Here is a 12397-nt window from a genome sequence, read left to right as displayed (position 1 = left end):
CGCCTGACCCCAATTCTGACTCTGCCCCCCCCAAAAAAACCGAATCAAGCAAGCAACGCGTGTTCATGCGCAGTCTGGCGACACGCGAATTCGGCAGTGAAATCAGCGCTGCGTTGCCTGATGTGATCGCTGCTGCCCAATGCGCCGGTTTCGATTTGGTCGTGGTGGAAACCTCGGGTATCGGCCAAGGCGATGCCGCCATCGTGCCGCATGTAGACGTTCCTTTGTATGTCATGACACCCGAGTTTGGTGCAGCCAGCCAGCTAGAAAAAATTGACATGCTCGACTTTGCCGAGTTTGTCGCCATCAACAAATTCGACCGCAAAGGCGCTGCTGATGCGCTGCGTGATGTAGCCAAACAAGTACAACGCAACCGCGAAGCTTGGACCACACCCACCGACAAAATGCCTGTGTTCGGCACCATGGCCGCGCATTTCAACGACGACGGCGTGACCGCGCTCTACCAAGCCATGAAGCCCCGCTTACAAGAACTGGGATTGGCTTTGAGCGAGGCGCGTTTGCCACCAGTACAGGTACGCCACAGTTCGCACCAAACGCCTATCGTGCCGTCGTCGCGCAGCCGTTATCTGGCCGAAATCAGCGACACCGTGCGCGGCTACAAGCATCGCGCGCGCGCGCAAGCACAACTGGCCCGCGAAGTACAGCAGCTCAAGGCCGCCTCGGCCATGCTGGCAGAAGGCAAACCCAACAAACCACGCGCCTCGGAAGCCAGCTTAGGCTTAGCGTTAGAACGCGAAGAACGGCTGGACGCAGACGCACGATCATTGCTCAAAGATTGGCCAACGCTGAAGTCAGATTATTCGGGCGACGAACTGGTGGTGAAAGTACGTGATAAGGAAATCCGCAGCAGCCTGGTGACGCTCTCCCTCAGCGGCACACCGGTGCGCAAAGTGGCATTACCAACATTCCACGACCATGGCGACATACTGCAGTGGCTGATGTTAGACAACGTGCCAGGACGTTATCCGTATACCGCAGGCACGTTTGCGTTCAAGCGTGACAACGAAGACCCGACGCGCATGTTCGCTGGCGAAGGCGATGCATTCCGCACCAACCGCCGCTTCAAACTGCTGAGCGAAGGCATGCCGGCCAAGCGCTTATCCACCGCTTTCGATTCGGTCACGCTGTACGGTAACGATCCGGATTTGCGTCCCGATATTTACGGCAAGGTGGGCAACTCTGGTGTGAGCATTGCCACCCTCGACGACATGAAAGTCTTGTACGACGGCTTTGATTTGTGTTCGCCTGCGACCAGTGTGTCCATGACCATCAACGGGCCTGCGCCGTCTATTCTGGCCATGTTCATGAACACAGCCATCGACCAGAATCTGGAGAAATTCCGCGCCGACAAGGGCCGCGAACCCACTGCAGCAGAAACCACCGAGATTCGCGCCTGGGTGTTGCAAAACGTGCGTGGCACGGTGCAAGCCGACATTCTGAAAGAAGACCAAGGACAAAACACCTGTTTGTTCAGCACCGAGTTTTCGCTCAAAGTCATGGGCGATATCGCGCAGTATTTTGTCGAACACCAGGTGCGCAATTTTTACAGCGTCTCCATCAGCGGCTACCACATCGCCGAGGCCGGTGCCAACCCCATCTCTCAATTGGCGTTCACGCTGTCCAACGGTTTCACCTTTGTTGAAGCCTATTTGGCACGCGGCATGCACATTGACGATTTCGCGCCCAACCTGTCTTTCTTCTTCAGCAACGGCATGGACCCCGAATACACCGTCATGGGCCGTGTCGCGCGTCGCATCTGGGCAGTGACCATGAAAGAGAAATACGGCGCCAACGAGCGCAGCCAAAAGCTGAAGTACCACATTCAAACATCCGGCCGATCTTTGCATGCGCAAGAAATTCAGTTCAACGACATCCGCACCACGCTGCAAGCATTGATCGCTATCTACGACAACTGCAACAGTTTGCACACCAACGCATTTGACGAAGCCATCACCACACCGACCGAAGAGTCGGTGCGTCGCGCCATGGCGATTCAGCTCATCATCAACCGTGAATGGGGCTTGGCCAAAAATGAAAATCCCACGCAAGGCGCATTCATTATTGAAGAGTTGACCGAACTGGTGGAAGAAGCCGTGTTGTCAGAGTTTGTGGCCATTGCCGAGCGCGGCGGCGTGCTGGGTGCGATGGAAACCGGCTACCAGCGCGGCAAGATCCAAGACGAGTCCATGCATTACGAAATGCTCAAACACACCGGTGAATTACCCATCATCGGCGTCAATACGTTCAAGTCTGCACAAGCGAATGAAGTGCCGCAAAAGATTGAACTGGCCAGATCAACCGATGCAGAAAAACAAAGCCAGTTGCGACGATTGAACGATTTCCATCAAGGCCATGCCAATGCGTCGGGCTTAATGCTCAAGCGACTTCAACAAGCTGTGATGGCCAATGAAAATGTGTTTGCGGTGTTGATGGAGGCGGTGCGGGTGTGTTCGCTGGGCCAAATCACCAACGCACTGTTCGAGGTCGGTGGTCAGTACCGGCGCAATATGTGATCAGTTGGATGCGCTGCCGCGTTTGCCGCGAGACAAATCTACACCCAGTTGTTTGAGTTTGCGATAGAGATGGGTACGCTCTAGGCCGGTTTTTTCAGCCACCCTCGTCATCGAGCCGCCTTCTTGCGTCAGATGAAATTCAAAGTAGGCTTTTTCAAAACAGTCACGCGCTTCTCGCAGCGGATTGTTTAAATCAAAACTTTGAACCGGTTGCAAGACGGCTTGTAAAACCGGCGCAGAAAACACCTGTCCGGGCAGAGATCCCAAGGGACGCGCCTGCCCAAGCTGTGCAGAGTTAGCTGGTGTAACAACGGAGCCGCGGCTTGGTGCCGCAGACTTTTTATTGAGTCCTTGCTCAACCGATTTCAGCAGTTTTTGCATGGTGATCGGTTTTTCCAGGAAGGCCATGGCACCGATGCGGGTGGCTTCCACCGCCGTATCTATGGTTGCATGTCCACTCATCATGATGACTGGCATATTCAATAAGCCAGTGGTGGCCCACTCTTTAAGCAAGGTCACGCCGTCGGTGTCTGGCATCCAGATATCAAGCAACACCAGATCCGGTTGTATGTCAGCGCGTATCGCTCGTGCTTGCGCCGCATTCATGGCCAGCTCTACCTGATGGCCCTCATCATTGAGAATTTCAAACAACAGGTCACGAATACCCAGTTCGTCGTCTACTACCAGAATAGTTGCCATGAAGTTATGTGTGTTCAGTTTGCGAAAGAGTCTACAAGACGAAATGATAACGATACTTGGGCACCATTGATTTTTTCACCTTGCAACCGGTTTTTTATCTCAATGCGCGCGTTGTGCTCGTCTGCAATTTTTTTCACCACCGCCAAACCCAAACCAGTGCCGCTGGCCTTGGTGGTGACATAGGGTTCGAATGCCCGTTGCAATACCGCTTCGCTGAAACCCGGGCCATTATCCAAGACAGTCAGCCTTACCCTTTGTGACTGCAGTCTCCATTCCGTACTGACCCAAACCTTGGGTTGATGCTGCTCAAGACTGGCATCTTGTGCATTTTGAATAAGGTTATGTACCACCTGGCGTAACTGCTCGGCGTCTCCCATGACTTGGGGCAAGTCTTGTTGCAACTCCCACATCACGGGTACACGGGCATTGTCATTGCTATAAAGCGACATCATCTCCGTGAGCAATAGGTTCAAATCAATGGCGTGCAAGCGGGCGGCCGGCAACCTACCAAAATCACGGAACTCGTTGACCAATCGTTGCAAAGCGTCAACCTGATCGACGATGGTTTTAACCGATTTATCCAACAGCGCTTGTTCTGTTGCAGGCAGTTTGCCTTGCAGCTTCATGGCCAGACGCTCAGCAGATAACTGTATCGGCGTCAAAGGATTTTTAATCTCGTGGGCCAGTCTTCTGGCCACTTCGGTCCATGCTTGACTGCGTTGGGCAGAGACAATTTCAGAAATATCATCAAACACCAACAACCATTCTCCTTGCGGCAACACCGCTCCTCGTGCAACCAATGTGATGAGCCGCTGAGCCGGTGGAGAAAATTCCTTGGCGCTGGTCAATGACACTGCATCCAATTCAAGGGATTGCTCCCAATGGTCAGGTTGTGCTTGTTTTTCAGACACAAGTTCATGAAACTGGTCCACCACCTGCTTGGCAAATTCCTGCAGTCCAGCAATGTCCCGAAAAGATTGACCGCTAGCCATAGGCTGCGGCAAATTCAATATGCGGTTTGCACCCGGGTTAACCGATAAAACCACGCCATGCTCATCTAGCAGCACCACGCCCGCCGTCAAGTTATCCAGCATGGTCTGTAAATGGCTGCGCGCCAGATCAAGCTGGGCCATGCTTTGCTCGACCGTGCTTCTGGCGTCAAACAATTGCTGCGTCATCAGCGAAAACGAGCGTGTCAACCCATCGAGCTCATCCTTGCCTTGTAAAAAAGGTTTGGGACGTAAATCACCAGCTGCCACATCGCGCACACCTTCGGCCAACAACAACAAAGGACTGGCCAATTGGTTACCCAGCAGCACCGCCAATAACACCGCACCAAAGACGGACAAGAACAAACTCAAGGTCAAGGTTCCGATGTACATTTTTTCTAAACCACTGCGTGCCAGCGCCCGCTCCTGGTATTCACGGTTGGCTTCAAGTACCGCCTTGGCATTGGCAACGAGCACTGGGGGCAACTTCTTGACCACTTGAATAACCGTGTCTTGTTGGTTCAATTGAAAACCCTGGTCCGGCAATCGCCACAACACCTTGAGTCGGGGTAATTGGTCAGCGCCTGCCACTTCCTCCAACCCTTCGCTGCGCCAACTGCTGCCTTGCAACCTAGCCTGCCGCCATTCAGACGCCCCAGGCAACTCGGGTCGCAGCCCATAGCCAAATTCGCTGACGCTGGCCACCAACTTGATATTGCCCTGCCACAAACTTACCTCTGAAGCGTCGAGTTGCTCTCGGATTTTTTCCAAACTCAGCGTGGTTTGTGACCGCGTGGTCAAGCGCAGACCGGCGCTGGCGTTGCGTACCCCAACCACCAATTCATTGGCCAAGCTCTCTAGCGTGGATCGGCTCAAACTCAACCCCGCATCTAGAGCGACTTCAACTTTGTTATCAAACCAGACCTCGATCGATCGGGAGACGAACTGAAAGGAAACTGCATAAATCAAAACGCCTGGCAATATACCGACCAAAGCGAAAATGGCGGCCAATTTGACCAGCAATCGACTGCCAAACTTACCCTGTCGCAAACGCTGAAGCAAACGCCAGCCAATCCAACTGATCACCATAAATAAGAACACAGCCAGCACGGTGTTGAGGTCGAACAGCAAGTTGTAATTTTGTTCGTACACGTCCCAGCGCTGCGTTGCCTGCGTCAGCAAGAACAACAATATCAAAGACACAGACACCAGAATAGACATGATCACAACCAGCAACCAACTGCGGTTTCGCAGTGCGTTCCGAGTGGCGGGTTGCTTCATTTGCTCAGTTCTTCGAGTCGAAAACTGTGGTTAAAGTTGACGTTCCAATCGCTGCTGGACTGATTGCCAAATTGCAATGCCTGTGGCAATTGGCTCAAGTCCAGACGAAAGCGTAAATCTAAACGCTGTTTAACGTCTTTTTGCAGCAGATTTAAATCCAACACTTTCCATCGATTGATTTTTTGTAATGACTGGAGGGCGTCTCGCAAATTGTCGTAGCTGTTGCCAAGCGTCACGCCAAGACCCGTGCTCACCACAGGTGTTGGTGACACACTCAGGCGCCAGCGACGCGACAAAGGCTGATAGGTGATGCGGTAGTAACGTTCTGTCAAACCCATGCTTTTGTCATACCAATACCAGCGCTCGCGCATCACCTCTGCTTGCAACACAAAAGTCAACGGCATACCCCGTGTCAGGGCATCTTCCAGGCCAGCAGACAATTCAAAATCCAGACGACCACTTACATACACACCGTCTTCACCACGCTCTATGATGGGCTCAGAGAGTTGCACAGCTATCTGCGCTATCGCAGGCTGCATCGCACCTTGGCAAAGCATGAAAACCAAGCCGGCTAACCACATCAGTGGCCTTGAAAGTAGCAGACCGCTGTTTTCAGACATCTTTTTGTTTTTCCAGCAAGGCATAAAAGAATCCATCGTGCTCATCGGACAGATTGTCCGAGACAGACGTATTATTGACTGTCATACGGGGAAATAATTGACCCGGTGACTTCAGTAAATAGGCATCACTGTTGTTTGCAAGGAACGCTTGGATCTGCTCCACGCCTTCCCTGTTGAACAACGAGCAAGTGCAGTACAACAAACGTCCTCCTGCGGCCAACAACGGCCACAAAGCTTGCAGCAATTTCGTTTGTTGCGCTGCCAAGCCTGCCAAATCACTTTCTCGCCTGAGCCAGGGGATGTCTGGATGCCGGCGCACAATGCCAGATGCGGTACATGGTGCGTCAAGCAAAATGGCATCAAATCGATGTTTGTCCCACCAGTCTGCCGGTTGGGCCGCATCCGCACACATCACGGTGGCTTGTAATTGCAGACGCGCCAAATTATCTCGAACACGCTGGCAACGGCCCTCATCCACATCGATGGCCAACAAGTCTAGGTCTGCCATCTCCAACAAATGCGCGGTTTTACCGCCAGGTGCGGCACAGGCATCGAGTACACGTAGGCGGCCTGTGGCAGGCAAAGTCAAGCCATGCAAGAGCAACGGCGCGGCCAACTGCGCGCCCGCATCTTGCACTGAGAACCAACCGTGTGCAAAGCCTTGCAAGGTCTGAACATTCACAGCCCTTTTGAGTACCAACCCTTGTTCGCCGCATACCTCAGACTCGATACCCAGTTGTTGCCAAGTCTGCTGCAACGCAAGACGCGTTGTTTTGCGTTGGTTGATTCGCACTGACATCGGTGCCGCTTTTTGGCTGGATTGCAAAATAGATTGCCACTGCTGCGGATGGTCTTTTTGCATGGCTTTCACCCACCACTGCGGATGGTTCCAACGCGCAGGCAGTTGATCTTCTGTGGCCTGCATCATCGCAACCCGTTCCCTGCCAAAACGCCGAATGCATGCATTGATGAACGCCGCCTGTGGTCGCGTTGCTGGGTTGTGCTTGGCCGCTTCCACCAGTTGATTCACCAGTGTATGCATCGGATACATGGCGTCTTGTGGTTGCAATGCCAGCGCCACGCCTATGCATAACAAGTCATCGACTACGGGCTTGGGCGAGCGAGCAGCGAGTAGCTGTTTGATGACGAGCGTACGACCCCATTGTCTGAGTACCGCAAACAACAAGGCCTGCGCTGCTGCCCGTAATCGCGGCTCTACCAAGGCCAATGCTTGGCTGTGGTTACGACCTTGGCGTACCGCATGCAACGCCACGGCACATGCCTGCAATTGCTGCCACAATGGTGGCGCAAGCGCAGCAGCCGTTTCTGTCAATGTAGCCGTTGTCACAGTACCGTGGCTACGCGGAATTGAAATAAGCTGGCGATCACAGCAGCAGGGTATTGCGTGATGGCTTGGTTGTATTCTTGAATAGCCGCATTAAAACGGCTCAATTCAGGTTGCACCAGCAAATCGAGATCCAACCAACGTTGTTTCAGCGCTTCAGGTATGTGGACGAAATACGCGTCCGGATGAATCAACGCAGCCCATGCATCTTGTAACTCGGCCGCTGCATCATGCAAGGCCTGTGCGCTGTCTTGTTCCAAGGTATGGTTTTGCATACGCGCAATAGCCACTGTGGATAAACCCGCCGCCACTTGCAAGCGCGTCCAGTAACTGTGGCCCAAGTCTAAATTACCGGGGTGGTCCCACAACTGTGGTGCAGCGGCGGCGGCAGTGACCGCTTGTTGAACCACCTCCTGGTATTCCAGCAATACAGCTTGTAATGGACCGAATTGCTGTTTCACTTGTGCACGCAAACGCACCAGTCTGTTGTATGCCCCCAGCGCCCAAAACACCAGAACGGCAAAAGAAATCCAGAACCAGCGTGAATACAGCATGCTCAACAACGCCTACTGACGGTGACAGATTGAATGGAGATGGCCCCGTGGGGCCATCGCGATCAATCTGCGGGAGTCTCTTCGTTGCTGCCCTCTTGCTGTTGCGCCAAGGCAAGCTCTTCGGCTTCGTTCTCGGTGATGGCACGACGCTCGGCCTCGTCCATGAGATCCTTGGCTTTGCGGGCCCTGTGATAGGCCATGCCGGAACCTGCAGGAATGAGACGACCGACGATGACGTTCTCTTTCAAACCGCGCAATTCGTCGCGCTTGCCCATGATGGCAGCCTCGGTGAGAACGCGCGTGGTTTCCTGGAAGGAAGCCGCTGAGATGAATGAGTCGGTCGACAGTGAAGCTTTGGTGATACCCAGCAACAAGTTGGTGTAAGTAGCAGGTAACTTGCCATCGCGTTGCAAGGCTTCATTGGTGTTGAGCATTTCTGAACGTTCGATTTGCTCACCGCTGATGTAGTTGGTGTCACCGACGTTATCGACCACCACACGGCGCAGCATCTGACGAACAATCACTTCAATGTGCTTGTCGTTGATCTTCACGCCTTGCAAGCGGTACACATCTTGTACTTCATCAACAATGTAGCGTGCCAGTTCTTCAATGCCTAACAGACGCAAAATATCTTGCGGGTCTGCAGGGCCGTCGACGATGCTTTCGCCCTTGTTAACCACTTGGCCTTCGTGCACCACGATGTTTTTCTCTTTGGGAATAAGTTCTTCCCAAACCGTGCCTTCTGGATCGGTGATCTGCAAACGAATCTTGCCTTTGGTTTCCTTACCGAAAGAAACAGTTCCAGTCATCTCGGCCAATATGCCTTTGTCTTTCGGCGAACGTGCTTCGAACAACTCGGCCACACGCGGCAAACCACCGGTGATGTCACGCGTCTTCTGACCTTCCACCGGAATACGCGCCAGCACTTCGCCAGGTCCGACGTCCTGTCCGTCACGCACCTGAATCAGCGCACCGACTTGGAAGCCGATGGTCACTGAGTGGTCTGTGCCAGGGATCTTCACTTCCTTGCCGGATGCATCGATCAACTTGACCTGTGGGCGAACCACTTTCGTGGATCCACGGCGCTTGGGGTCGATGACCACCAGCGTAGACAAGCCGGTGACTTCGTCCAATTGCTTGGCCACAGTCAAACCTTCTTCGACATTCTCAAAACGAACCTGTCCAGCAAACTCGGTGATGACGGGACGTGTCAGCGGATCCCAATTGGCAAGAATGGTGCCGGCCTTGATGCTTTGGTCGGGCTTGATCGCCAAAATAGCGCCATAAGGCACTTTGTGGCGCTCGCGCTCGCGGCCTTGCTCATCATGGATAACGATTTCTCCAGAGCGAGAAATCACCACCAACTCGTTCTTGCTGTTGGTCACATAACGCATGGTGGCATTAAAACCAATCAGACCGTTGGACTTGGCATCCACACTGGAGGCGACTGCAGCGCGTGAAGCCGCACCACCGATGTGGAAAGTACGCATGGTCAACTGAGTGCCTGGTTCACCAATGGACTGCGCGGCGATAACACCGACCGCTTCACCCACGTTAACCAGTCCACCACGGCCCAGATCGCGGCCATAGCATTTGGCGCATAAACCGAATCGTGTTTCACAGTTCAGTGCCGTACGCACTTTGATTTCGTCGACGCCAAGCAACTCGATTTCATCGATCAGGTCTTCGTCAAGCATGTCACCGGCAGGCACCAAGGTTTCGCGGGTTTCAGGATGCACCACATCTTCGGCCACGGTGCGACCAAGCACGCGGTCACGCAAGGATTCGATCACTTCACCACCTTCGACGATGGCTCGCATCAACTGTCCGTTGCTGGTGCCGCAATCATCTTCGATGACCACCAAGTCTTGGGTCACATCAACCAAACGGCGTGTCAGATATCCAGAGTTGGCGGTTTTGAGCGCCGTATCCGCCAGACCTTTACGTGCACCGTGGGTAGAAATGAAGTACTGCAACACGTTCAAGCCTTCACGGAAATTGGCCGTGATCGGTGTCTCAATGATGGAGCCATCAGGCTTGGCCATCAGGCCGCGCATACCAGCGAGCTGTCGGATTTGCGCAGCAGAACCGCGCGCACCTGAATCGGCCATCATGTAAATGGAGTTGAAAGATTCCTGCTCCACTTCTTTGCCATGACGGTCTATGGTTTTTTCCTTGCGCAACTGGTCCATCATGACCTTGGACACCGCGTCACCGGCTTTGCCCCAGATGTCAACCACCTTGTTGTAGCGCTCGCCAGACGTCACCAGACCCGACACGTATTGCTGTTCGATGTCTTTGACTTCTTTTTCTGCGCTTTCAATGATGGCGTGTTTTTCAAACGGCACCAACATGTCATCGATACAGATGGAAATACCGGCGCGTGTGGCCAAGCGGAAACCGTTTTGCAACAGTTTGTCGGCAAACACCACGGTTTCTTTCAAGCCGCATTTACGGAATGAAGTGTTGATGAGTTTTGAAATTTCTTTTTTCTTCAGCGCTTTGTTCAAATTGCTGAATGGCAAACCGCGCGGCAGAATTTCAGACAGCAGGGCACGACCCACGGTGGTTTCTACCAGCGAGGTGCTGCTGGAAAATTCACCGGTGACTTTGTCCTTGGTCCACTCGGTCATGCGCACCGTGATTTTGGCGGTCAACTCGACCACATTGGCGTCAAGCGCACGCTGGACTTCGCCGATATCGGCAAACACCAAGCCTTCGCCTTTGCCATTGATGCGCTCACGCGTGGTGTAGTACAAGCCCAGCACCACGTCTTGAGACGGCACGATAGAAGGTTCGCCGTTGGCAGGGAACAGCACATTGTTAGAGGCCAGCATCAAGGTGCGGGCTTCCATTTGCGCCTCTACCGACAATGGAATATGTACCGCCATCTGGTCGCCGTCAAAGTCGGCGTTGAACGCGGAACACACCAGTGGGTGTAACTGGATGGCTTTGCCTTCGATCAAAATAGGTTCAAAGGCTTGGATGCCCAGACGGTGCAAGGTAGGCGCACGGTTCAATAACACCGGGTGCTCTTTGATCACCTCTTCCAAAATATCCCATACCACCGGTGTACCGGCTTCGACCTCTTTTTTAGCCGCCTTGATGGTGGTGGCTATGCCCATCAACTCGAGCTTGCTGAAGATGAATGGCTTGAAGAGTTCGAGTGCCATTAACTTTGGCAAACCGCACTGGTGCAATTTCAGTGTCGGTCCGACAGTGATGACGGAACGGCCAGAATAGTCGACACGCTTGCCCAACAAGTTCTGGCGGAATCGACCGGATTTACCTTTGATCATGTCGGCCAAAGACTTGAGTGCGCGCTTGTTGGCGCCTGTCATGGCTTTGCCGCGTCGACCGTTGTCCAGCAAACTGTCAACTGCTTCTTGCAACATACGCTTTTCATTGCGGGCAATGATTTCTGGCGCGTTGAGTTCGAGCAAACGGCGCAGGCGGCTGTTGCGGTTAATGACGCGGCGGTACAAATCGTTCAAGTCGGAGGTGGCGAAACGCCCGCCGTCCAACGGCACCAAAGGACGCAAATCGGGCGGCAACACCGGCAGCACCGACAACACCATCCACTCGGGCTTGATACCGGATTTTTTGAACGCTTCCAGCACTTTGAGACGCTTGGCGTTTTTCTTGATCTTGATCTCAGAGCCGGTCAAATCATTGCGGAGTTTTTCAATCTCCATGTCGATTTCCATGGTCTCCAACAAGTCGCGCACGCCTTCTGCACCCATCTTGGCTTGGAATTCGTCACCGAGTTCGATGCGCTTGGCTTCGTACTCGTCTTCGGTCATGATGGCGTATTTTTTCAGCGCAGTCATACCGGGATCGGTCACCACATACGCTTCAAAATACAAGACACGCTCAATATCGCGCAATGTCATGTCCAACACCAGACCTAAGCGACTGGGCAGCGACTTCAAAAACCAGATGTGAGCACAAGGTGCAGCCAGGTCGATGTGACCCATGCGGTCACGACGTACCTTGGTCTGCGTGACTTCAACGCCGCACTTCTCGCAGATCACACCACGGTGCTTCAGGCGTTTGTATTTGCCGCACAAGCATTCGTAGTCCTTGATAGGGCCGAATATCTTGGCGCAAAACAAGCCGTCACGCTCGGGCTTGAAGGTGCGGTAGTTGATGGTCTCGGGTTTTTTGACTTCGCCAAAAGACCATGAGCGAATTTTTTCCGGCGACGCCAGTCCAATTTTGATGGCATCGAAATGCTCATCTGGTGTGAACTGCTTAAAGAGGTCGAGTAATGATTTCATGAACGCTCCAACTCAATATCAATGCCCAATGAACGGATTTCTTTGACCAGCACGTTGAACGATTCGGGCATGCCCGCTTCGATCGCGTGCTCGCC

The 12397-nt window shown here is 53.3% G+C and carries 7 protein-coding genes; 1 reads left to right on the top strand and 6 read right to left on the bottom strand.

The genetic code is table 11. The features are described 5' to 3' along the window. The coding region (gene icmF, locus AC9UG7_RS05110) for a fused isobutyryl-CoA mutase/GTPase IcmF (protein WP_509585088.1) at positions 1-2534 on the top strand (2534 nt) is incomplete at its 5' end. On the opposite strand, the gene AC9UG7_RS05105 is transcribed toward icmF, so the two are convergent. The 6 genes from AC9UG7_RS05105 to rpoC all read right to left on the bottom strand — a co-directional run bounded on the left by AC9UG7_RS05105 (position 2535) and on the right by rpoC (position 12302). Further along, the gene (locus AC9UG7_RS05105) at positions 2535-3233 is read right to left on the bottom strand and encodes a response regulator (protein WP_509585086.1); all 699 of its coding nucleotides are present in this window, start codon (positions 3231-3233) and stop codon (positions 2535-2537) included. It abuts the gene before it with no gap. A 14-nt stretch (positions 3234-3247) separates the two neighbouring features. Beyond that, the gene (locus AC9UG7_RS05100; protein WP_509585083.1) at positions 3248-5503 is read right to left on the bottom strand and encodes a sensor histidine kinase; all 2256 of its coding nucleotides are present in this window, start codon (positions 5501-5503) and stop codon (positions 3248-3250) included. Then, positions 5500-6084, bottom strand: a complete 585-nt coding sequence (locus AC9UG7_RS05095) for a DUF4390 domain-containing protein (RefSeq protein ID WP_509585080.1) — start codon at positions 6082-6084, stop codon at positions 5500-5502. Before AC9UG7_RS05095 ends, AC9UG7_RS05100 begins: the two co-directional genes overlap by 4 nt. A 31-nt stretch (positions 6085-6115) precedes the next feature. Further along, on the bottom strand, positions 6116-7471 hold the full coding sequence (rsmB, locus tag AC9UG7_RS05090) for a 16S rRNA (cytosine(967)-C(5))-methyltransferase RsmB (RefSeq protein WP_509585077.1): 1356 nt from the start codon (positions 7469-7471) through the stop codon (positions 6116-6118). Then, entirely contained in the window at positions 7468-8022 is a 555-nt protein-coding gene (locus AC9UG7_RS05085) for a LemA family protein (RefSeq protein ID WP_509585074.1), read from the bottom strand. Before AC9UG7_RS05085 ends, rsmB begins: the two co-directional genes overlap by 4 nt. Positions 8023-8084: 62 nt before the next feature. Continuing rightward, on the bottom strand, positions 8085-12302 hold the full coding sequence (gene rpoC, locus AC9UG7_RS05080) for a DNA-directed RNA polymerase subunit beta' (protein ID WP_509585071.1): 4218 nt from the start codon (positions 12300-12302) through the stop codon (positions 8085-8087). Positions 12303-12397: the final 95 nt, after the last annotated feature.

Source organism: Limnohabitans sp. (assembly GCF_046052765.1).
Classification (GTDB): Bacteria; Pseudomonadota; Gammaproteobacteria; order Burkholderiales; family Burkholderiaceae_C; genus Limnohabitans.
The sequence above is the reverse complement of the archived record's forward strand: the minus strand, read 5'-3'. Positions and strand labels throughout refer to the sequence as shown.